Origin of the sequence: Sphingobacterium alimentarium, assembly GCF_004342685.1 — a bacterium.
GTDB lineage: Bacteria > Bacteroidota > Bacteroidia > Sphingobacteriales > Sphingobacteriaceae > Sphingobacterium > Sphingobacterium alimentarium.
Map to the genome: position 1 here is coordinate 15784 of NZ_SMBZ01000023.1, position 22081 is coordinate 37864.

A 22081-nucleotide genomic window follows, 5' to 3' on the forward strand; every position below is an offset into this window, starting at 1 on the left:
TATGATGTCATATAGAAAATTATTTTTTGCAGCTTCGTTACTGATAGTCTCATGTAGAGGAGCAAACGAACAGAAGGAAGATAAACTGGTGCAGATTGTGCCGGACTGGACGTTAGGAGGATTCGAAAGGCCTGCTGCGGTTAATCCCATCATCGTGCCGGATACGACAACCCTCTTTAAAGATCCCATGTCAGGCAATATGCTGAAATGGGAGGAGAGTGATACGTTCAATCCTGGATCGGTTGTGAAAGGTGATACGTTGTTTGTATTATATCGTGCCGAAGATAATACCGCAACCGGCATTGGTCTGCGTACTTCCCGATTAGGCCTAGCCAGTAGTGTGGATGGCATTAACTTTACGCGCAGCCCAGAGCCTGTGCTCTTTCCGGGGGATGATAGCCAAAAGGAATTTGAATGGCCGGGAGGGGTGGAAGATCCACGCGTCGCTGTGACCGAAGACGGTACGTTTGTGGTATTCTATACCCAATGGAATAGAAAGGTGCCTAGACTTGGCGTCGCTACATCCAAGGATTTGCGTAAATGGACGAAGCACGGTCCCATCTTTGCCAAATCAAATTACCCCGCATTGATGGAAACATCGCATAAATCAGCATCCATTGTGACTACTGTTAAGGATGATAAATTAGTCATTGCCAAAATAAACGGCAAGTATTGGATGTATTGGGGTGAGCATGGCGTGAAAGGCGCTACCTCAGATAATTTAGTGGATTGGGAACCTGTATTGGACCAAAATGGTGAATTGCAAAAATTTATTGATGTAAGGCCTGGTTATTTTGATAGTGCATTGACGGAATGTGGGCCTCCTGCTGTTCTTACGGACAAAGGTATCTTATTACTCTACAATGGTAAAAACGAAAACAAACAAGAATTGGCTGATACTCGGTTCAATCTAGGAACATACAGTGCAGGTCAGGTCTTATTTGATAAAAATGATCCGACCAAAGTATTGCAACGATTGGACACACCATTTATGAGACCAATGGAAGATTTTGAGAAAAGTGGACAATACGTCGATGGAACAGTTTTTATTCAAGGTTTATCTTATTATAAATCCAAATGGTTTCTATACTACGGTTGTGCGGATTCTAAAGTAGCTGTAGCTGTTTACGACCCGAATAGCCCAACTGATTTTGATCCACTTCCTTCTTCTAAGTAATACGATATGAATAGTTTAGCACTTTGCTTGGATATCGGGGGGACGCATATTACAGCTGCGGTGGTGAAGGCAAAAGATGGTACCTTTTCAATGTTTTCTCATGTGCGAGAGGGAGTGGATAGTATGGCTGACAAAGATGTAATTCTTAGACATTGGGAAAAAGGTATAGATAAGGTTTTATCTGAATTGGTTGACCCTATTACAGAAATTTATGTGTCCATTCCGGGACCTTTTGATTATGAGAATGGTATATCATTGATGGATGGAATGCATAAATATCAATCGATTTTGTATATGGATGTAAAATCTTATCTGTCCGAAAAATATGCTGTTCCCACGGATTGTATTTACTTTTTTAATGATGCTCAAGCATTTCTTTTAGGAGAGGTATATCACTATGGCATGTACGAACAAAAAGTTGTAGGGTTGACACTTGGCACTGGGTTAGGGTCCGCTATTTTTGAAAACGGAAAAGTCAAGGATTTAAATTACGGTTCTGCTAAATTCAGGCAAGGGATCGCAGAAGATTATATTTCTACACGAGGTATTATTAAATATATAAAGACCCATAACCATCATACTTTTCAAAACGTCAAAGAATTGGTGTTGTCCGATCAGTGGAAAGAAGAAAAGGATAAAGCATTTGATTTTTTAGCTGACGCCCTGGTTGAATTTATCCAAACCTATATAATCCCACTTAATCCAAGCTGTATTATCTTGGGTGGCAGTATTGCCAATGCACACGATTTATTTCTTCAACAGGTCCAATCGGCTGTGATTATACCACTCAAAATTGCTTCTATGGATGAGATGAATATTTGTTATGGAATGATTGCTAACGTAAAATTTAATTCGATAAATAATTAAAAACTTAATATGAAAAATGTCTGGAAATATGCTTTAATCGCTTCGCTGGGAGGTTTCCTTTTTGGATTTGAAACAGCAGTCATCTCAGGAGCCGAACAAATCATTCAAAAGCTGTGGAATCTTGATTCTTTTTGGCATGGACTGACCGTTTCCATTTCTTTGATTGGAACCATTATGGGTGCCATCAGCGCGGGCAAGTTTATGAACAAATACGGACGTAAAAGGGTGCTGATTGCGGTATCCATATTCTATTTATTATCGGCAGTGGGCTGTGCTTTGGCGGGATTTTGGTCTATGTTCTTGTTTTTCCGCTTTTTGGGCGGGGTATCCGTAGGGATTAGCTCGGTAGTCGGTCCCGTATATATATCCGAAATATCACCTTCCAAAGATCGAGGTAAGCTCACAGGCTTATTTCAGATAATGATCGTAAGCGGAATTTTTATCGCCTACCTCACCAATTTTCTCTTTGTGGATATAGGTGAAAATGCATGGCGTTATATGTTGGGTATAATGGCGGTTCCTTCAATTTTATTTTATGTATTGTTGCGCAATATTCCTGAAAGTCCACGCTGGCTGTTATTGCAAAGACGTAATGAAGAAGCCAATGTTGTTTTTCAAAATTTGGACTTGCCAGAAACGCTTAGTATCGAACCTCAAAAATCCACTACAGCCTTATTCCAAAATAAATATTATAAACCCATAGTATGGGCGGTGCTGTTGGCATTTTTTAATCAGATGACTGGTATCAATGCTATATTATATTATGCACCACGGATATTTGATATGGCAGGTTTTGCCTCCGAATTAAGTTATTTACAGCCCATTTTTATTGGAGGTACCAATGTCGTCTTTACTTTGATAGGTATGAGTATTATTGATAAAGTCGGTAGAAAGAAACTTTTGCTCTCTGGGGCTATAGGAATGTTTATCTTTTTAGTTTTGACAGCTTATGGACTGAAAGGGGAGACTTCTAGTTTCTTATTGTATTATATCATTGGCTTTATTGCTTCTTTTGCATTATCACAAGGAGCCGTAATATGGGTGTTTTTAGCAGAAATTTTTCCCAATGAAGTGCGTGCGCAAGGTTCATCCTTAGGAAGTACCATACACTGGGTTTTTGCAGCCTTGATATCTTGGATATTTCCGGTCATAGTGGAAGGTAATGTGCAAGGAGGATTCTATATTTTTATGCTGTATGCCATCATGGTGATATGTAGTTTTATCTTCATTCTATTTCTACCGGAGACGAAAGGCAAATCGTTGGAAGAAATATAACAAAATCTATAAAAACAAAAGAGCGATGATAACATCGCTCTTTACAATTAAAAAAATATATACTTATTATTTTGCAAACATACCTGCTAGTGAATCCAAGATAGATCCTTTTTTGCCACTGTCATTATTCTGATTAAAGAATTCTCCTGCCAAATCTGCAAGTCCTCCCATATTACCACCTTGCGTAGCATTTTGATTTCCGCCACCAAGTACACTGCTTAAAATTGAACCTAAGATTCCACCTCCTTCTGATGAATTGGAGGCTGCGCCACCACCAAGTACGCTGCCGAGCAAATCTCCAATACCACCACTCGATGATGTTTGTTGTTTTTGCTTACCTAAGTATCCCATCACGATCGGTGCAAGAATAGCCAGAACACCACCAATTTTATCGGAAGAAAGTCCTGTCTTTGCAGCCAAGCTCTCTTTAACTACATCTGTGTTTCGGCCAAACATGTGATTGACAATCTTGTTGTCATCATCCGATGGGCCTTGACCAAAAAAGTCACCTATTTGATCAAGAATACCGCCATTGTGTTTTTCTAAGGCATTATTAATGCTTGCTTCTTTTTCAGCACTTTTTTTAGAATTATAATTTAATGCAGCAATCATTAATGGTACTGCTGCTGCAACTACCCATTTTGCTTTACTTTCGTCAATATTAAGTACTTTCGCTACACCAGCGATAGCTTTGGAGCCAATACCTCCACTTATGAGATCAGTTATATTCATTCCTTTTTAGTTTATTGAATTGTTTTTACTTTTAATGTTATTATTTAACAACATAAATCTAACAAATGAATTTTAAACTTGTTTCTTCAACTATACTCATCTTTGCGATTTCTTTTTCTGCTTGTAGTGATAAAGTGGCAAATGATAAATCAAAGGAGGAAAGTACTACTTCGGTAGCACATCTCACACTTTCTGAAGCTCAAGCTGCGCAAATTTTTAGTCTACCCATACATTGTCTCGAAGTGGAATATCCGAATAAATTGGGGCAGGTGCTGGGTTCGGACCAAGATTTGAAATCGCCCAAATTCCTTCGTCCCATATTTTATGGTTGCTTTGATTGGCATTCTTCCGTGCACGGCTATTTGTCGATTGTCGAATTGATGCAAAAATATCCAAAATTGGATGCGGATAATAAAGTGCGGGAAATTTTGAGCAAGCATATATCCCCTGAAAATGTTGCCATTGAAATGGCTTTTTTTCAAGATGAAAATAATAAAAGTTTTGAACGGACCTATGGCTGGGCTTGGTTGTTTAAATTGCAGGAAAGCTTGGCAAAATGGAATGACGATAACGCAAAACGCTGGAAATCCAATTTACAACCATTAGCAGATCTACTCGTGCAGCGATATAAAGAGTATTTGCCAAAGCTGGTGTATCCAATTCGTACAGGACAACATGATAATTCCGCCTTCGGTCTTTCACTCTCCTTAGACTATGCGCGCGCAGTAGGGGATGTCGACTTTGAACAGGCCATCATCGAACATGGCAAGCGTCTATTCCAAAATGATGTGAATTGTGATTTAGCCTACGAACCGAGCGGATATGATTTTCTATCTCCCTGTCTCGAAGAAGCTTACTTGATGTCCAAAATTCTGGATGAAAATGCTTATTCTGCATGGCTTAAGAAGTTTATGCCTGGATTATTTCAAAAAGATTTTGAGCTCACCCCAGCGATTGTTAAAGATCGTTCTGATGGTAAGTTGGTTCACTTGGACGGCCTGAATTATAGCCGTGCCGCTTGTCTGTATGGGATCAGTGCAAAGATTTCAACGTTATCGCATTTGAAAAAAGTAGCGAACGAGCACATAGCATTTTCATTGCCAAATCTCTCCGCGCAGGATGATTATATGGGTTCACATTGGTTGGGCACTTTTGCCTTGTATGCTTTGGCGCATGCACATTAGTCTTCATTCGACATAGTAATTATTAAGGGAAACACTGCTGTTTCCCTTTTTTTATCATCTTCTGGCAAAAGATTTAAAATTATTGTAGTAAAATTTAATAAGCTAATGGGATAAGTGCATTGTCCTCCAATCGAACGGGCACTGCTTGTACAGTTGTAAAACCATCTTCTTTCGTGATTATACGGGATAAGTCAATGCCTTTGCGCGAGAAGGCGGTTATTATAGCTGTGCGAAACATTGCTTTGGTAGAACCCCAGCCTTGACCTTTTACAGTTTCGTTGTTGAGCTGTATGAGTTCTTCAATGGAATAATTACTGAATTTTTCCAGTAAATGTGGATACAGATGGATTGTGTTTGACATACAATTTAAAAATTTAAAGGGTTAAACCATAAATTGTATCCAGAAATTTTTGGGAAATAAGCGTTGATTAAGACGTTTATTTTGGTGTTGACCCCGTATTATTTTACCACCGCGGTGACTCCACTCGGTTGGTATTGCTTAAGCAATTCTGAATACCCTACAAATGTAGTAGACTTTATTTGTTTTGCAAAATATTTTTTTAAAATTATAATTTAACAGAAAATTATGTAATACATGGTTAAATATGTAATTGGTTATTTACTGTTAGTTTTATCATTAAACAGTTTAGCTCAAGAGGTAAAAGAAATTAAATATGATAAAGAATACGAAATCAATCCTGAACCAAATAAAGGGATTGATCATTTTAAGAAATATCTAGAGAAAGAAGTCGATATTCCATTGAGTTTAATTGCTCGTCTAAAAGAAGGAAGTGTTTTATTTTCTATTAACTTATCTCAATTAGGACAACTAAATGCCGTTCATTTTGAAAATTTTCTTAGTGACGAAATACTAAAAGAAAATATCAATAAAGTTATACATAAGTATTTTGAAAGTGATGTCTGGAAATCAGCTGTTTTAAACGGTGATTCGCAATCTAGTTTAATTCATATTGTATTAGCTATTAGACCAAAGCCCAAAACAGGCTATTATAGAACTAGTGTAATGGTTCAGGTTGTAGATAAACCGTCTGATATTTGGTTTGTAGAAGGAAAGCCTCCTGTAATGTTAAAATCATTGATTAAGAAACTTACGAGAAGTATTCCTGAATTTGAAACACAAACTACATTAATTTATGAAATAGATGAGTCAGGCAATCTTTTGAGATTCGATGCTGAAACGGATAGTCGATATGCTGTTTTATTATCCGAAAAAATCAATGATAAATTAAAAGGAAAGAAATGGTGAGCTGCCAAAATAAAAAAGAAAAAACTAAAAACCACCAATATTGTAACGATTACTAATTATCCAATTGTAAAACCTTTTCATCCATTAGTGAAATAAAGTATTTTTCAAAAATGAATTTTGACACCTTTTCTGTCAAAATGTCCTAATCTAACCTTTTGGAACGTGCCTTGATAATTCTTTCTTGTAAAATTTAAACTTGAAAAAAATAAATATATGAGCACAGAAAAAGGTACTATTTCGATTCATACCGAGAATATCTTTCCGGTTATCAAAAAATTCCTTTACTCAGATAATGAGATTTTCTTACGTGAGTTAGTTTCCAATGCAGTCGATGCATCGCAAAAAATCAAACGCTTATCGTCGTTAGGTCAATTTAACGGTGAGGTAGGCGAGTTGATCGTTGATGTGAGATTTGACGAAGAAGCAAAGACCATCACCATTTCGGATAATGGTATTGGTATGACTGCGGATGAAATCAAAAAATATATCAACCAGATTGCCTTCTCCGGTGCAACCGAATTTATGGAGAAATTCAAGGAGGCTAACGATGCGAATGAAATCATCGGTCGCTTTGGATTAGGTTTCTACTCGGCATTCATGGTAGCAGACAAGGTAGAAATAGACTCTTTGTCGTATCAAGATGGTGCAGAGGCGGCACATTGGGTGTGTGATGGAAGTACATCTTACGAAATTTCGACAGGAACGCGTACGACTCGTGGTACAGATGTCATCTTGCACATCAATGAAGATTCTAAAGAGTTTTTAAGCCAATTCAGATTACAAGAAATATTAGATAAATATGCTAAATTCTTACCAGTAAAAGTTCGTTTCGGTACAAAGTCTTCTTCTGAGCCAGATGGTGAAGATGAAGAAGGTAAACCAAAATACAAATCTGTAGAAGTTGATAACATTATCAACAACACCAATCCAGCATGGACAAAAGCGCCTTCGGAATTGACGGATGAAGATTACTTGGCTTTCTACCGTGAATTGTACCCAAATACTTTTGATGAACCTTTATTCTGGATTCACCTGAATGTAGACTACCCATTCAATTTGACAGGTATTCTATATTTCCCAAAAATCAAAAATGAATTAGAAATCCAGCGTAATAAGATCAAATTGTACTCCCGTCAAGTATTTATCACGGACGAGGTGAAAGATATTGTACCTGAATATTTGATGTTATTGCATGGTGTGATCGATTCTCCAGACATTCCATTGAATGTTTCGCGTTCATTCTTGCAAGCCGACGGCAACGTGAAGAAAATCAGTAACTACATTACGAAGAAAGTTGCTGACAAGTTGCAAGAGATATTTAAAACTGATCGCAAGGGTTTTGAAGAGAAATGGAACGATATCGGTTTGTTCATCAAATATGGTATGCTGAGCGAAGAAAAATTTGCCGAGAAAGCAAATGAATTCTGCTTGTTAAAGAATACTGAAGGAGAAAACTATACCATCAAAGAATATTACGAGAAGGTAAAAGATATCCAAGCAGACAAATATGGTAATATTGTCTATCTATACACTTCGGATGCAGCGCAGCAAGACGGATTTATCTCGAATGCAAAGGCAAAAGGTTATGAAGTATTAGTGTTGGATGGTCCGTTGGATACGCATTTCACTTCTTACCTAGAGCAAAAAGGAGGAGAGAAGGTACAATTGAAGCGTGTGGATTCGGATGTGGTGGATAAGTTGATTCAAAAAGATGAGAAAATAGAATTGACGCTCTCCGAAGAGGAAAGCAAAAAGGCTACTGACTTGTTTACTAAGGCAATCAGCCGTACAGATATGAACGTGAATGTAGAAGCATTGGCTGCAGATGAATTGCCTGTATCGGTGACTCTGGATGAATTTATGCGTCGTATGAAGGATATGGCTAAGACTGGTGGGGGTATGGGTTTTTACGGCAACTTACCTGACAATTACAAAGTAACCGTGAATGGTAATCATCCGCTGGTAAAACGCATCATCGAAAGTTCTGAAGAAGAAGGTGAAAAACTAGCAAAACAAGCTTTTGATTTGGCTTTATTATCGCGTGGATTGTTGACAGGAGCGGATTTGACCTCTTTTGTGAAGCGTAGCGTGGAGATGATTTAATAATATTATAAAAATAATTACCTAATCCTCATTGTGTTATTTCACAATGAGGATTTTTTGTTTCGAAATATTTGCATGGAATAGGGTTTTATGCTACTTTTGTATCACAATCACGGTAGGTATAGCTCAGTTGGTTAGAGCATCGGTTTGTGGTACCGAGGGTCGTCGGTTCGAGCCCGATTACTTACCCGCTTCTAAAGGCTTCACAGTAATGTGAGGCTTTTTTATTTTGTGATATCCCCTCATATCATATTTTAATTTTAACAACTGTAATTATACAATCCTTCGCGTTATTCAAATTAGCTTATGTGTCATCTTCTAAGTCACCCCATATATATAGAGGACATGAAATTTGGTAGGTCAAATTATGAATAAGCGTACCACAGTTAATAATATTGATTTTTTTTTCGATTTGATAATAAGTTTCTTGTGTGAAAATGCATGATTTTATTTTTGAAGTTTTCACACATTTATTATCTTTGCAACACAAACACGGTAGGTATAGCTCAGTTGGTTAGAGCACTAGATTGTGGTTCTAGGGGTCGTGGGTTCGAGTCCCATTACTTACCCAGAGGGTAAAAAAACTTCAAGAATTCTTGAAGTTTTTTTACTTTATACACATTTTTTTTCTTAATTTAATATATATCGAATTTCATCCAAAGGAATTTGAGTTCACATCTATTTTTGGAAAATATTATTAATCTAATTATTATATGCCAGTAAATACTTCTTCTAAAAGAAAGGCTTATTGCTCACCTATTATTGAATTATAGACTTGTGGGGTAAAGAGTCAATTAGTAATTCTTCAGCGACATTAACTTTCGGCCCACTTATTGAATCTTACAGTCTCGAGATTGAGAATTGGATTAAAGGATCTACCAGCAATGATGATTACGAATTTTAACTAGCCTACAAATCTAAATTAACAGAGCAAGATGAGAGTATAAATGTTTTATTTCCCTCGCTTGCGATTGAAGTAACCAATAGTTTATCCGGAGATTTGAATACCAGCACTACAGATCTTACTTCCGCTGGCGCGATTTCTTTTTCCTTTCTAATGTCTCCATTCCAATTGGAGCTTCAGGAGTATTCAAAGCTAATCTCTTGACAAAGGGTATAGCCTATGGCGGAGCCACGTGGGCTCCTGCAAATTAGTATTTGCATGATTATTCTGCAACGCATAGGTACAGATTCTATCCGCATAATAAGCAAACTACTGATTACAGAACCTTCTTTTCTTTTGGTGGAATTGAGCCATTGAAATATTCGGGTGTTGGGGGTGTGAAAAGTAAGGTGGTCGATGCCTGTTCATTTGTTTATCCAAGGATAGATGGAAAACTCCGAATCGCGCGGACTTCAGCAATATGGCCGGTTCGGATGGTGTAATTACAAATGTGCTACAATTTGTTGCTTGATATATTGACTATAGGGTATGACAATCAGCCTAATACCGAAGCTGTGCACAAACCTTATCCTGAAGCACACTTGTCGTATAAAACTTCGAGTGGCAGCTCGTGGAGCAACCTGGCTCTACCTATGAACAAGTATTTACCAGCAGTGAGTTTGGTGGGCATAACTAAGACACCTATTGACCCTTTATTATCCATTGATTTATTTAAGTTGACTCCGGGAGATCTTTCTTCAGTGACTGGTCTTAATCTCTTTAATTCCGTGCATCTATGGACGGGCGACGAATTAATCAACTTAGATTTATTAGGATCAAACATTGTTAGTGTAGGATCCCAAAGTTATTTAGGGCTAATCAAAGAGGCAGCCATAATTGGGGAGCGAAGAAAAGCCGTAGTAACCTCCGATATTACTAATATTAGTGCATTAGGTGCTATCAAAGTGCTAAAAAGTAACTTTAAGAATATACGTTGTGTCCGTAATACGAATTGGAATCCCAATGCCGAAGGTATGACCCAAATCCCGTGTATAGTGAAGGGGATAAATATTTGCTTCAGCAATTAATCAATCTGGGGATAGAGCTATAAAAAAAGGGGAAGCTTAATGTGAGGGCACTGAAAAAGTCCTTTTCAAAAATTTGAGTATCAAAAAAAGGGAAAAAGCACATATTTAACCCATTGAGAATCTCTTATTTGAAGAGTTGTTGCTAAATGCATTCAAATAAACAAAGGATAAGGGCTTATGAGTATAAAAATTCATAAGCCCTTTTTTATTGGATAGTTTTTCAGTGCCCTCCTTAATGTTTCCCCTTTTATATTTAGTTCAAATTAGGACTTCTCGGGAAGTTGGCGACGTGGGCATATTTGGGCCCCAGACTGATCAAAGCTTGCTTCCACAAATCTTCGCCATCCACAATAAAAGTCAATTCTGAATTATAGGTATTGTGTACTGCCCATGAATTTTGATTGATCTCATCGACCAATTGTCCATCTGCCCAGCCTGAATAGCCTAAAAAGAATTTGATTTCATCAGTGGATAAGATGCCTTCATTGATCAGCATAATTGCCTTTTCAAAATCACCACCCCAATAAATATCTTTAGTGATAGGAGATCCTTCTCCCAGTTTGTCAATAGCGCGATGCAAAAAGAAAATAGCATTATTCTGAACGGGGCCACCTATGTACAATGGAAAATCAACCATTTCGATGTCGATGATATCAGTGATGAGTAATTGCGAACGTTGATTAAGAATCATTCCTACCGTTCCTTCCGAATTGTGTTCACATAATAAAACCACCGATCGCTCAAAGTTGGGATCTAACATAAAAGGTTCTGATAATAGTAGACTGCCTTGCTGCGGATTCTCTGCGTTAAACATACGTGTAAATGTAAGATTATATTAAATCTACTAAAAAATGATAGAAAAAGGAAAAAACCTGCTCTAAAAACGACCATTTAAGTCGATTTTTCATAGGGCTTTTAGTAAGTTTGTGTGGAGTTAACATCGAATAAATGGCAATAGAGCATAAAGATATAGCGGCAATACGAGAGGATTATTCCAAAGGTTCATTGTCAGAAAATGACACCTTGGCCAATCCTTTCGAACAGTTCGAATTATGGTTTAAGCAGGCGATTACTTCGCAGGTTTTAGAACCTAATGCGATGGTACTTTCCACGATTAATAAAGAGGGTTATCCTTCTTCACGAGTGGTATTACTGAAGGATTTGAAAGCTGACGGTTTGAGTTTCTTTACCAACTATACCAGCCAGAAGGGAAAAGATATCGCAGAATATGACAAAGTAAGTTTGTTGTTTTTTTGGGGCGAATTGCAAAGACAAGTGCGTATTGAAGGTCGAGTGACTTATTTGTCCCCCGAGGATTCGGATGAATATTTTGCTTCACGGCCGCGCGGAAGTCAAATCGGAGCCTGGTCTTCTCCGCAGAGTGAAATTATCGCGGATAGATCGTTTTTAGAAAAACTTGTAGCAGAGCATGAGCGGGAATTCACCGACTTGGATGCGATTCCACGTCCCTCTTTTTGGGGAGGATATATGGTGCAGCCGGTTCGTTTTGAATTCTGGCAAGGTCGTAGTTCGCGCTTGCATGACCGAATTATATATACATTATCAAACAGTGAATGGATTAAAAATAGATTGGCACCATGATCGATAAAATACTAAAGCATCTACAAGCTGAATTCGGGGTTCAAAGTGTGGCCTTACTTGAAGGAACAAAGCAGGATACTGTTGTCGTTCCTAAAGAACATTTGGTGGATGTCTGTAAGCTATTACGCGACCATAAGGAATTCTATTTTGATTTTCTAGCGAATATTACGGCGGTAGATTACCATCCCGAAAACCGATTTGCGCTGGTGTATAATTTGGCATCATTGCCCTATCAAACGCAGCTGACTATTCGCGTAGAATTGCCCATGGAAAATAGAGATGAGAACAACCTTCCCGAGGTGCCATCCGTAAGCAGCATATGGCGTACAGCAGATTGGCATGAGCGCGAGGCATTCGACTTAATGGGGATTTATTTTACGGATCATCCGGATTTGCGAAGAATCTTATTACCCGACGATTGGGCGGGGTTTCCGCTGAGAAAAGATTATAAAGATGCAGAATCCTATCACGGTATTAAGATAAAAGGAGAGTAATATGCTGGAAAAATATAACACCGCATACCAGCGGTATTTGGATAAAATAGCCAGTGTGGGATCCACCGAAATGGTGATTAATATGGGCCCACAGCACCCTTCGACACATGGTGTGCTCCGATTGGAGCTGATTACAGATGGCGAAATTGTCAAGGATGTCATTCCTCATCTTGGCTATTTGCATCGCTGTTTTGATAAGCACGCGGAGTCCATGAATTACGGCAAGACCATTCCATTTACTGATCGTTTGGATTATTTGGCGTCTATGAATAATAGCCACAGTTTTGTGATGGGTGTGGAGCGCATGTTGGGCATGGAAGACAAAATACCCAAGAGAATAGAATATATTCGTGTATTGGTGTGCGAATTGAACCGTATTGCGTCGCACTTGATTGCTATTGGTACCTATGGAATAGATATTGGAGCATTCACACCTTTCCTTTGGTGTTTTAGAGATAGAGAGCATATCATGAATATGCTGGAGTGGGCATCAGGATCTCGTATGCTATACAACTATATTTGGGTGGGTGGATTGTTCTACGATCTTCCTGTTGGATTTGAAGAACGATGCAAGGATTTTGTTAAATATTTCAAACCAAAATTGGATGAGTTGGATGGGCTATTAACCAACAATCAAATATTTATTGAGCGTACGGCTAATATCGGCGTTCTGCCGGCGGATGTAGCCATTAATTACGGCTGTTCAGGACCTATGCTGCGTGCAAGTGGAATAAAATGGGATCTGAGAAGGATCGATGGGTATTCCGTATATCCGGAGTTGGAGTTTGATATTCCTGTAGGCCAAGGATTGATGGGTAGTGTAGGAGACTGTTGGGACCGCTACAAAGTACGCGTTGATGAAGTGCGTGAATCCTTAAAAATAATAGAACAATGTGTAAATCGGTTAATGTCGGATTATGCACGTTTGCCGGATTTCGATCCGAGGGCTTTAGTACCCAAGAAGATTAATACTGGCAATCAATCCTATTATGTACGAGCAGAAAATCCAAAGGGTGAACTAGGTTTTTATTTTGAAACAAAAGAAAAAACCGATATACCTAGACGTTTAAAAGCGCGTGGTCCTAGTTTTAATAATTTATCGGTTTTACCCGAATTAGGGAAAGGCGTATTAATCGCAGATCTAATTGCTATACTAGGTTCCATAGATATCGTATTGGGAGAAGTAGATAGATAAAAACAAAAACGCAAGAAAACGCAAAAATAATTTGCATAGTAAACTAGATTTTGTATTTTTGTGTTCTCATAATTTAAGTTTATAATTGGTTAATAGATGAGTCTACAACAGCCCTGTTGTAGGCTCATTCTTTTTATAGATAATTCGTTTCAAGTTTCTCATAAATTTAATTGCTTACCTCAACCATATTATTCTATTCGTTGTTATTTTCAAAACACAATGGCTTTATGACACGAGAAGAAATACAAGAATTGATAGACAGTGATTTTCATGTCTTAAAAGAAGGAATAGCCATCAAAGTGGATGGCGAAATAGTGGATTATATAGAAAAACTCGACGAAAAGGGTAGCCCTATATATGTTTTGAAAGATTTACTTAAATGGTCTGACGATGAGTTACAACGATTGCAAACACCCTCAATTTAATCTGTTGCCTGACTGGCTATATAACTTGTTGATGTGGCTGTTGGGAATAGGGATATTCACTACATTTGTGGATATGTTTATGGGCTAATGTTTTTGTGAATGCTGATTTAGGCAGCTGTCGGGGGCTGTGTAGGAGCGGCTAAATTATAGAATATAAATGATTGAATAATATGTCTTATCCGAGAGATATTATTAAACTATTCTAATTTAATTGTTTATATTAAAAGTATATTTTAGTAATTCGCTATGTATGAAATGGCTACTCACCATACTCATCTCTTTGATGTCCCTGCTGCCTGTTAAAGGTCAGAATTGGCAACTACCTCCAGATAAAGATCACGTCATTATACCTTTTGATTTCGTTAATAACCTTATTATTGTACCAGTATTGCTTAATGATGAGCCACTATCCTTTATAATTGATAATGGTGTTAAGGAAACTTTATTGTTTGGTGAGGTCTTAGATTCTGTCAAATTAAAAAATACATCTTCTTTTTCGTTTCAAGGTTTTGGGATAGGTGAGCCTATAAAAGGACTTATGTCTTTGTACAATAAGTTGCAGGTCGGTGGATTAGTGGACACGAGCCACCATTTATACGTCATCACCGATTCCGCATTCAATATTTCTAAAAATATCGGTATTCATATTCACGGTATTCTGGGAAGTACATTCTTCCGGAATAATGTAGTGTCAATTGACTACGTCAAAAAGAAAATTACATTCGCCAAGCGTACGGAAGACTTGAATGTTAAATTATCAAAGTACCAAAAATTGCCCATAAGCATTGAAAATGAGCGCGCGTATGCAAGGGTGAACATAAACGCCATGAAACAACGTTATGCGGATTGCAAAATGCTATTGGATTTGGGCAATTCAGATCCAATGATGATATTTCATCGCGAATTTCCTGAATATAAAATAAGCCCTCCTTCAATAAGAGAATACCTCGGCTTTGGGTTCAATGGTGCAGTGCATGGATATAAAAATAGAATTAAGAACCTTCAGATTGCAGATTTTGATATTAAATTACCAATAGTTTCCTATCCAGATAGCAATAGCTACGATCCGAAGAAGTTGGTTGCCAATCGCATGGGGTCTATTGGTAATCAGATACTAAGCCGGTTTTATCTGGTGTTTGACTATGTCGACAATGTGGTCTATATGAGACCAAACAAATATTTCGATAAACCCTATACTTTAGATATGAGTGGAATCGAAGTGGTACACGAAGGATTTGAATTTGTGAAACATCGTTTGACGAACTTTTCAGATAATAAGGATGGTCGTACCACAATCAATTTTAGCACGGAGGTGAACTATCAAATCGAACTGCATGCAACCTATATTATAGACCAGGTAAGACCAAATTCTCCGGCAGAAAGAGCGGGTGTGATGATAGGAGACAGGCTTCTGCGCATAAATGGGCGGGGCGTAGGAAAAATGAAATTGCAGGATATTAAAAATAAACTACAAGCTGGGCAGGATAAGTTGGTAAAAATCAAATTAGCACGCAATGATGAAGAAATGTCGGTTGAATTTCGCTTAGTAGATCCTTTGGCGCTTCCTATTATCTAACAGATGCGTGTTTTATGTCAATCCAGCATTAGAGCCTGACAAGGTTATGATGTAATAATTAACCGCATATATCCCTAAAAGAAATAATAGTTTTTTTTCGGCATTGTCAAATCCCTCCATATTGAATTCGATATCCTAATGATAATGGAATTTTTCCCAATTGAATTTGGATTTTATCAGTATTAATTTATCTCCCTGCGGGTTTTCCAAAAAAAACTGATTGGAGAAGAAATTGTTTAACTTAATGACATACTCCTTCTGATTCTTAAATGAAATGTGGATTTCACCACTCCAAGTCATCGCTAAAAGTGCGACTTCATTTTTGTTTGCCATGTCAATGACAGAAAGACTTGTACCAAATGCTCCCTTTGGTTTTATTTCGTATTTGTTGGATTCGCTTATAATTATTTCTGCCCGGACATAAAAATAATTTTTATAGCAGATTTGTCCAATACTATTATCCTGATGGGTTATTGTAAATACCTTTCTATCTGTTGAGCGAGCTTCCATACAAGTAATCTGTTTTATTTTTGTTAACCAAAAAGAGAATTAATATTTAAACTTTGGTTAAATTAAACAAATTATTTAATAGTTTATTTGTTTTCTGAATAAACCGAAAAAATGTACATTTACTACTACATTCTGTATAATAATTGCCTGGAATCGTTGCGTAAGACATGTATAAAGTGATTTATATCACTTTATAATGCTTCAGTGCGTTCCAGATTCCATCATAATCTACATCATCGGTGATGTAGTCCGCTATCTCTTTTACTTCAGGATTGGCATTACCCATTGCTACGCCAATACCCACGTGCTTGAGCATAGTAATATCATTTCCTCCGTCCCCAAAAGCCATCGTGTTGGCAACATCAATCCCAAAATATTGACAAAAAATATCGATTCCAATCTGCTTACTTTGTCCTTTAGGATTCACATCTGCAAATAATGGAGACCATCTCGATGCTAAAGAATTGGGCATTACCTGTGCCATAAATTCTTTTTCCTCTTCCGGTCCGAGGAAAATATTTGTTTGCAGGATAGACTCTACATCGACATTTTCTATATCCACCGTAGGAGGAACAGGCAAATTGAGATGTGCGTACATACCTGCAATTTCGGGTGTCACATCATGGATGCTGACCTCTTTTTCGGACATGAACGAAAAACTCAATGGATGCTCTTTGGCATATTGCAATACTGATTTTATGTCATTGGGATCTATATTTTGCTTGAACAGAATTTCACCTTCTTTGGTCACACAATAACCGCCATTGAATGTAATGAATCCATCAAAATTGAGATAACGTACATGATCAATGCTATTGATGGATCGTCCCGTAGATAGAATGGTTTTAATTCCTTTGGCTTGTAATTGCTCAATTGCTTCTTCGGTAGAAGCCGCCACTTCATGTGTTTTGAAACTCAGTAATGTACCATCGATATCAAAAAAAACGGCTTGAATAGTTGGGTTTTGCATATGTATGTAATGTGGCTCAAAAGTAAAAACATATTCGTCAAAATTCAACTTCGCTAGCACTTTTCGTATCTTTGTTGCAATTATCAAATAATAATATGAGCGTATTAGCCGCATTCTTCAATCAAATGTCCGAAAGTATACAAAAGGATCGTTTTATCAAGTTGTCTCTTGGAAACTATAAAGGTGAGATTGACCAGCTTAAGAATATTTATGTGAAAACTGTGCTCATCAAGCGCGCGATTAAGCTTTCATTTACCTACCGATACAAGACACGTGATATCACCAAAAATTTTGATGTGGAAGTGGGAATTCGTGAGATTGAAAGTCTATTGGATCCCAATGGTTTTCGGATTTGTACCTTGTTTACCCCTGAGGAGAATCTGATTTGTGAATGGAATGCCAAGCAGCAATGGCGTGTGAAATCTGAAAAACCTTTGGTCGTAAAGTCTGTGAACCTATCGCATGATAAACAAAAAACACGTAAAGTAGGGCAATCGAATAAAACTTATTTAAAAGAATTGCGACTGACAGATGATTCGGGCAATGTGTATAAAAATGCACAGGACAAATGGAAGCAGATCAATCATTATATCGAATTACTGAGTACAGAATTGGATGCACTGCCTCCAAAAGATTTGCTCCAAGTAGTGGATATGGGAGCAGGAAAAGGGTATCTGACATTTGCTTTATTTGATTACCTGAATAATGTGTTGCAACGCAAGACTCGGGTGGAAGGGGTAGAGTATCGCCAAGATTTGGTGGAATTATGTAATGGTATAGCGGAGAGAAGCCAGTTTGAAAAGTTGCATTTTTCGCAAGGAACTATTGAAGATTACAAACCGGATGCTGATTTGGATATTCTTATCGCGCTACATGCCTGTGACACTGCTACCGATGATGCAATATATAAGGGAATTCAGCATAATGCCAACCTAATAGTTGTGGCGCCTTGCTGTCATAAGCAAGTCCGCCGGGAGTTGGAAAAGGTAAAAGCCAAAAACGATTTGTCTTTCATGACGAAGCACGGCATCTTTTTGGAGCGTCATGCCGAAATGTTGACCGATGGGCTGCGTACATTGATTTTGGAGTATTTTGGTTACCAAACAAAAGTAATGCAATTTATATCGGATGCACATACCCCAAAAAATGTGATGATCGTCGCGGTGAAGAAAGGAATTGACAAGGAGAAACAACTTCAAATCCTGGAAAATATCAAGTCTACCAAAGATTATTTTGGTATTGGTTACCATTATTTGGAAAAACTCTGTGGATTATAATAGAAAAGCTATTGTACAGACTACAATGGCTTTTTTACTATATCAGATTATCTATTACTATTTAGCTTAATTAGGCTATTATGTAGTCAAGCTTGAGCCTTTAGCTTCAAAGATCTCAAACTATTACTTCAAAAAATTTTGTATTCTTTGAAGTCCCTCCAATAGATGTTCTGGTGGGATACCATGACCTCCTGAATAATAAAATTTTTGCACATCTACGTTTTTGCTTTTTAGCGCCGTTTCGAATTTTTCAGCCTGTGAAATGGGGGTCAACCTATCATCTCGACCATGGAGCAGCAAATATTTTATAGTCGTGGCTTGGATGAAATTAACGGGTGAAGCATCATAATATTTTTGTTCTTGGTTTTGTGGTGTTCCGCCCAAGAATGTTTGCAATACTTCCTTAGCTTCGTTATTTCCATCCGCATATAAGGAATTTAGCGCATACGCTCCAGAAATACCAATTGTTCCTTTCAATCGGGGTGAGGGATTTTTGGTCGTGTATAAAGCTGCAAGATGTGCGCCCGCACTTTCCGCCAAGTAAATAGCATTAGCATTTACTTGATACGAATCTGCATTACCGAAAATAAATTCCATAGCTTTTTTTATGTCTTGTTCGGCCGCAGGATATTGGTTTGCATTAGTAGTCGCCAGTCTATAATTTAATGTGAAGACGGCTATATCGGGAAATTCTTTTTTGAGATTTTCCAGATTCGCTGTGTTGAGCAACACATCAAAATCGGACTTATCTCCACCTATCCATCCACCGCCATGTATCAATACCAATATCTTTGTTTTGGAGGAATTTCTTCCTGATGGCAATTGAATATCCATTTTATTTCGCTCATGCGTACCATAACTTACATTTTCTAAGATGACATCTTGGTCGGTGGGATGTACTATTGGATTATCCTCTTTGCAATTTATCATAAAAAGCAATATTAACGGATAAAGCAGTGAAAATTTGATCTTTCTCATAACTTTGAAATTTCAAGGTCCATCATATAGCTTTCAATTATGATACCGATATTAATTTAAGGTTAATTTTCTGTATCGTGTGGAATACTTTATGAAAAGTTAATCGCGAATAATAGTATTTTTGCCGCATGATTTCACGCTCATTTTTAGTGCTTACTTCATTTTTATTCAGCTACTGCCAAAGTCAGCATACGGACCAGAATAATATACGTTTCGAAGGAAACTTTGAAAGTGAAATGTATAGCAATCCTCGTATTTTTAAGGTCGACGCCTATGTGGATGGAGACACATTCTGGATGCTAAATCATAAGGATCAAAGGGTAAAAGTAAGGTTAATTGGTATTGATGCACCTGAAACAAAAAATGTTTTCAGAAAGAAAAAGCATCCCTATGGTGCAGAATCAAAACGATATGTAGATAGTATTCTGACGGAAAACCCTTATGTGAAATTGGATTTCGATGTCGATTCGCTGGATCAATACGGCAGAACTCTGGCCTATGTATACCTGAATAATGGGATTTTTCTCAATGAGCACCTGGTTCGTACAGGAAACGCCAGCATAATGACCGTCTCTCCGAATATAAAGTATGAAGATTTGTTTTACAAGGCCCAAATCTATGCTCGGCAAAAAAGCTTAGGTATTTGGAAGGATGAACAATAAATTTTGATCTATAGTAGACTAACACTATTTTATTTATTCGATAGGATTTGATTTTTACCTATCTTTTTTATTTGCTATAATTGTTAACCAAATAATTAACGCATTTAACCTTGAGATTACTTGTATTCTTGCTTTCTGCCTATTTATTAATCTTTTATTCCTGCCAACCCAAATCGGGTATTAAGGAGGTCGAAGGAGAAGTCGAAGCGAAAAATTTGTATTACGAAAAAGCCAGTAAGCTGCTCGCTGAAAATAAATTGGATAGTTCTTTCATTTATTTTGATTTGGCTCATGATAGGTTTTTGCAACAAGGTGATAGTTTGAATGCTGCCACTTGCTTAATTCAAATGGCAATAACCTTATACTTGGAGGGTGATTATTACGGTTCGCAGGAAACTTCGATTGAAGCGGATAAACTAATTGATAAGTCTGAGAAAGCCAATTTTCCTTTGTTGTCATTTAATTACAATATCCTCGGAAATGTTATTTCCGCCTATGGCGATCATAAAGCTGCTATTACATATTTATGATTTGGCACTTCAGTACGCCGCGAATCCGACAGATTATAACATCTATTTGAATAATAAGGCTATTACGCTTACCTATATGCAGGAGTATAAGGAGGCGAATGCGATCTATTCTTCTATTTTGGAGACTAAATTTTCTTCCGATACAGAGTACGCTCGTACGCTGTCGAATTATGCCCATACGAGGTCCAAAATTTTTCCTCACTATAATGCTTTGCCGGATCTGCACAAAGCTTTGAAATATAGAATCAATGGAAATGACCATTATGGTATAAATGCATCATATGCTCACTTGAGAGATTATCACAAGAGGAAAAATCGTGATTCAGCGCTCGTATATGCCCAAAAAGCCTATGCTATAGCTTCCCAACTGAAAAGTGCAAAAGACAAAATAAACGCGGCTGAAAGTTTGATTAAGCTTAGTAAGGCGGATTCTTCCAGACATTACTTTAGTATATACAAACATCTGAGTGATAGTGTCCTTATGGCGCGCCAGAGAGCGAGTAACCAATATGCTATGATACGGTATGAGGTAGAAAAAAGCAAGAAGGAGAATCTGCAATTGCAGAAAGAGGTATTGAACAAGGACTTATTCATTACCCGTCAACGGATTCTTGGTGGAAGCCTCCTCATTTTTGTATTGGGGATTACGGGATTTTTGATCTATCGTAATAATAGACGAAAAGCACAGATAAAACTAGCTGCTGAAAAAAGAATTAGGGATCACCAATTGAAAACCTCGCGAAAAGTCCATGATGTAGTGGCGAATGGCATATATCGTGTCATGTCAGAGATTGAGTATAGTGAGCATTTGGATAAAGATAATATACTGGATAGCCTCGAATTGATGTACGAAAAATCGCGCGACATCTCTTATGAATCTGAAGGGGAATTAAATACGGAAGATTTTAAGGCTACACTCGGAGATATGTTAAAATCATTTTCCACGCTTACTACCCGAATAGTAATTGTGGGAAATTCCACGGCATTGTGGGAAAAAGTAAAAGAGAATATCCAAAAGGAGGTCTTATTAATCTGTCAGGAAATGATGGTTAATATGAGCAAGCACAGCAAGGCTACAGAAGTATCGATTCAGTTTGATATATCTGATTCAGCATTAAATCTGAAGTATTCCGATAATGGGATTGGATTTAATAATCAAAGTATTTATGGAAATGGTCTTAAAAATACGCAAACCCGTATTGAAAAACTAAATGGAGCCATTATTTTTGATTCCGAAGAAGGGAATGGGTTACGTGTTTTTGTAATTATTCCTCTGAAGTAAGACC

The 22081-nt window shown here is 37.5% G+C and carries 22 protein-coding genes, 2 tRNA genes and 1 riboswitch; of the genes, 18 read left to right on the forward strand and 6 right to left on the reverse strand.

What is annotated here, in order from left to right:
* The first annotated feature begins 1 nt into the window (after position 1).
* The 3 genes from EDC17_RS09470 to EDC17_RS09480 are packed head-to-tail and all read left to right on the forward strand — an operon-like array spanning position 2 to position 3319.
* Positions 2-1177, forward strand: coding sequence for a glycoside hydrolase family 130 protein (locus EDC17_RS09470; protein ID WP_243646108.1), 1176 nt, complete (start codon positions 2-4; stop codon positions 1175-1177).
* 6 nt (positions 1178-1183) lie between these two features.
* A complete protein-coding gene (locus EDC17_RS09475; protein WP_132777842.1) occupies positions 1184-2044 on the forward strand; it encodes an ROK family protein in 861 nt (286 codons plus the stop codon).
* 9 nt (positions 2045-2053) lie between these two features.
* Entirely contained in the window at positions 2054-3319 is a 1266-nt protein-coding gene (locus EDC17_RS09480; protein ID WP_132777843.1) for a sugar porter family MFS transporter, read from the forward strand.
* A gap of 66 nt (positions 3320-3385) precedes the next feature.
* Here EDC17_RS09480 and EDC17_RS09485 read toward each other — a convergent pair whose 3' ends face one another.
* A complete protein-coding gene (locus EDC17_RS09485; RefSeq protein WP_132777844.1) occupies positions 3386-4051 on the reverse strand; it encodes a DUF937 domain-containing protein in 666 nt (221 codons plus the stop codon).
* A gap of 65 nt (positions 4052-4116) precedes the next feature.
* Here EDC17_RS09485 and EDC17_RS09490 point away from each other — a divergent pair, with 65 nt between their 5' ends.
* Positions 4117-5235: a DUF2891 domain-containing protein gene (locus tag EDC17_RS09490; protein WP_132777845.1), complete on the forward strand. Its 1119-nt coding sequence runs from the start codon at positions 4117-4119 to the stop codon at positions 5233-5235.
* A 94-nt stretch (positions 5236-5329) separates the two neighbouring features.
* Here EDC17_RS09490 and EDC17_RS09495 read toward each other — a convergent pair whose 3' ends face one another.
* On the reverse strand, positions 5330-5596 hold the full coding sequence (locus tag EDC17_RS09495; RefSeq protein ID WP_132777846.1) for a 5-oxoprolinase: 267 nt from the start codon (positions 5594-5596) through the stop codon (positions 5330-5332).
* A 66-nt stretch (positions 5597-5662) separates the two neighbouring features.
* Positions 5663-5757: riboswitch (SAM-I-IV-variant riboswitch) on the reverse strand.
* Positions 5758-5830: 73 nt separating this feature from the next.
* On the opposite strand from EDC17_RS09495, the gene EDC17_RS09500 reads away from it, so the two are divergent.
* The 5 genes from EDC17_RS09500 (at position 5831) to EDC17_RS09520 (ending at position 10576) form a co-directional block, all read left to right on the forward strand.
* Entirely contained in the window at positions 5831-6502 is a 672-nt protein-coding gene (locus tag EDC17_RS09500) for a hypothetical protein (protein ID WP_132777847.1), read from the forward strand.
* A 213-nt stretch (positions 6503-6715) separates the two neighbouring features.
* Entirely contained in the window at positions 6716-8605 is a 1890-nt protein-coding gene (gene htpG, locus EDC17_RS09505; RefSeq protein ID WP_132777848.1) for a molecular chaperone HtpG, read from the forward strand.
* Positions 8606-8720: 115 nt separating this feature from the next.
* Positions 8721-8794, forward strand: a tRNA-His gene (locus tag EDC17_RS09510).
* Between the two features lie 306 nt (positions 8795-9100).
* Positions 9101-9174 (forward strand) — tRNA-His (locus tag EDC17_RS09515).
* 835 nt (positions 9175-10009) lie between these two features.
* Positions 10010-10576, forward strand: a complete 567-nt coding sequence (locus EDC17_RS09520; RefSeq protein WP_207895736.1) for a hypothetical protein — start codon at positions 10010-10012, stop codon at positions 10574-10576.
* Positions 10577-10829: 253 nt separating this feature from the next.
* Here EDC17_RS09520 and EDC17_RS09525 read toward each other — a convergent pair whose 3' ends face one another.
* On the reverse strand, positions 10830-11390 hold the full coding sequence (locus tag EDC17_RS09525; protein ID WP_132777850.1) for a YqgE/AlgH family protein: 561 nt from the start codon (positions 11388-11390) through the stop codon (positions 10830-10832).
* 134 nt (positions 11391-11524) lie between these two features.
* Between EDC17_RS09525 and pdxH the strand changes: the two genes are divergently transcribed.
* The 5 genes from pdxH (at position 11525) to EDC17_RS09550 (ending at position 15868) form a co-directional block, all read left to right on the forward strand.
* On the forward strand, positions 11525-12178 hold the full coding sequence (gene pdxH, locus EDC17_RS09530; protein WP_132777851.1) for a pyridoxamine 5'-phosphate oxidase: 654 nt from the start codon (positions 11525-11527) through the stop codon (positions 12176-12178).
* The gene (locus EDC17_RS09535; RefSeq protein WP_132777852.1) at positions 12175-12672 is read left to right on the forward strand and encodes an NADH-quinone oxidoreductase subunit C; all 498 of its coding nucleotides are present in this window, start codon (positions 12175-12177) and stop codon (positions 12670-12672) included. The genes pdxH and EDC17_RS09535 overlap by 4 nt, the downstream gene beginning before the upstream one ends.
* A 1-nt stretch (position 12673) precedes the next feature.
* The gene (locus EDC17_RS09540; protein ID WP_132777853.1) at positions 12674-13867 is read left to right on the forward strand and encodes an NADH-quinone oxidoreductase subunit D; all 1194 of its coding nucleotides are present in this window, start codon (positions 12674-12676) and stop codon (positions 13865-13867) included.
* Positions 13868-14094: 227 nt separating this feature from the next.
* Entirely contained in the window at positions 14095-14292 is a 198-nt protein-coding gene (locus tag EDC17_RS09545; protein WP_132777854.1) for a hypothetical protein, read from the forward strand.
* Positions 14293-14542: 250 nt separating this feature from the next.
* Positions 14543-15868 (forward strand): PDZ domain-containing protein, encoded by a 1326-nt coding sequence (locus tag EDC17_RS09550; protein ID WP_132777855.1) that lies wholly within the window; start codon positions 14543-14545, stop codon positions 15866-15868.
* Between the two features lie 135 nt (positions 15869-16003).
* On the opposite strand, the gene EDC17_RS09555 is transcribed toward EDC17_RS09550, so the two are convergent.
* Both EDC17_RS09555 and EDC17_RS09560 read right to left on the reverse strand, forming a co-directional pair.
* Positions 16004-16378 carry a hypothetical protein gene (locus tag EDC17_RS09555; RefSeq protein ID WP_132777856.1) on the reverse strand — a complete coding sequence of 125 codons (375 nt, stop codon included), beginning with the start codon at positions 16376-16378 and terminating at the stop codon, positions 16004-16006.
* A gap of 181 nt (positions 16379-16559) precedes the next feature.
* Positions 16560-17348, reverse strand: a complete 789-nt coding sequence (locus EDC17_RS09560) for a Cof-type HAD-IIB family hydrolase (protein ID WP_132777857.1) — start codon at positions 17346-17348, stop codon at positions 16560-16562.
* Positions 17349-17443: 95 nt separating this feature from the next.
* On the opposite strand from EDC17_RS09560, the gene EDC17_RS09565 reads away from it, so the two are divergent.
* A complete protein-coding gene (locus EDC17_RS09565) occupies positions 17444-18625 on the forward strand; it encodes a class I SAM-dependent methyltransferase (protein ID WP_132777858.1) in 1182 nt (393 codons plus the stop codon).
* Between the two features lie 123 nt (positions 18626-18748).
* Here the strand turns inward: EDC17_RS09565 and EDC17_RS09570 are convergent, their stop codons facing one another.
* Positions 18749-19555: an alpha/beta hydrolase gene (locus EDC17_RS09570; protein ID WP_165894396.1), complete on the reverse strand. Its 807-nt coding sequence runs from the start codon at positions 19553-19555 to the stop codon at positions 18749-18751.
* Between the two features lie 176 nt (positions 19556-19731).
* Here EDC17_RS09570 and EDC17_RS09575 point away from each other — a divergent pair, with 176 nt between their 5' ends.
* The 3 genes from EDC17_RS09575 (at position 19732) to EDC17_RS09585 (ending at position 22077) form a co-directional block, all read left to right on the forward strand.
* Complete coding sequence (locus tag EDC17_RS09575; protein WP_132777860.1) at positions 19732-20265, forward strand: thermonuclease family protein; 534 nt, start codon at positions 19732-19734, stop codon at positions 20263-20265.
* Between the two features lie 110 nt (positions 20266-20375).
* Positions 20376-20795 carry a hypothetical protein gene (locus EDC17_RS09580; RefSeq protein ID WP_132777861.1) on the forward strand — a complete coding sequence of 140 codons (420 nt, stop codon included), beginning with the start codon at positions 20376-20378 and terminating at the stop codon, positions 20793-20795.
* Positions 20761-22077, forward strand: a complete 1317-nt coding sequence (locus tag EDC17_RS09585; RefSeq protein WP_132777862.1) for a tetratricopeptide repeat-containing sensor histidine kinase — start codon at positions 20761-20763, stop codon at positions 22075-22077. The genes EDC17_RS09580 and EDC17_RS09585 overlap by 35 nt, the downstream gene beginning before the upstream one ends.
* Positions 22078-22081 lie beyond the last annotated feature (4 nt).